Annotated in this window: 1 protein-coding gene; it reads left to right on the top strand. The window is 56.1% G+C overall.

Features of this window, described 5'->3' with window-relative positions; all coding sequences use genetic code 11:
* Nucleotides 1-33: 33 nt before the first annotated feature.
* Nucleotides 34-594 (top strand): DUF3872 domain-containing protein (locus H9565_RS20435; protein ID WP_215442152.1); only part of this gene is annotated, 561 nt, incomplete at its 3' end.

Here is a 594-nt window from a genome sequence, read left to right on the forward strand (position 1 = left end):
TTTAAAATGAGCTAAAAGTTCCCCTACCACAAAATGAAGAACTACATAAAGATCCCGATATCCTTTTTTTGTCTTTTCTTGTTGGCCCTTGCCTGTACCAAGGAGGTAGGGCTTATCACCGAGGTGGAGTTCGAGCTCAGCGGGCAGCACACCGCCGAGGGCTATGTGAACCAGGGGCTTCCCAGCACCTTTACCATCGTTCCCGAGGAGGTACTGGAGAACTACGAATATACCATCACCTATGAGATACTCGACGGCGAGGGCCATTTCGAGGACACGGAGGGCAACCGCGTGGAACCCGGGAAGGGGTGGCCCGTATCCGAGGGCCTTTCCGCACCCTTGGTGTACATGGGTTCAAAGACCGGCGGGCACAGGGTAAAAATAACCGGGGCGGACAACTTCGGGATCTCACAGGATATAGAGGTCTCCTACGAGCTCTCCGATGTACCGGTGGTCTGGGAGGCCTCCAGCGAGCTCTCGGAGCTCGAACTGGAAAAACCGGTGGACGTTTCGCTGTTGTTCGAAAGGCTGGACACCGATCTGGAGATCGGCTACCAAGCCGTGTACGGGCTCGGTTCGGGCGCGGGAAGCCTG

It is taken from the genome of Zobellia russellii (genome assembly GCF_018728565.1).
In the GTDB taxonomy this organism is placed as follows: Bacteria; Bacteroidota; Bacteroidia; order Flavobacteriales; family Flavobacteriaceae; genus Zobellia; species Zobellia russellii.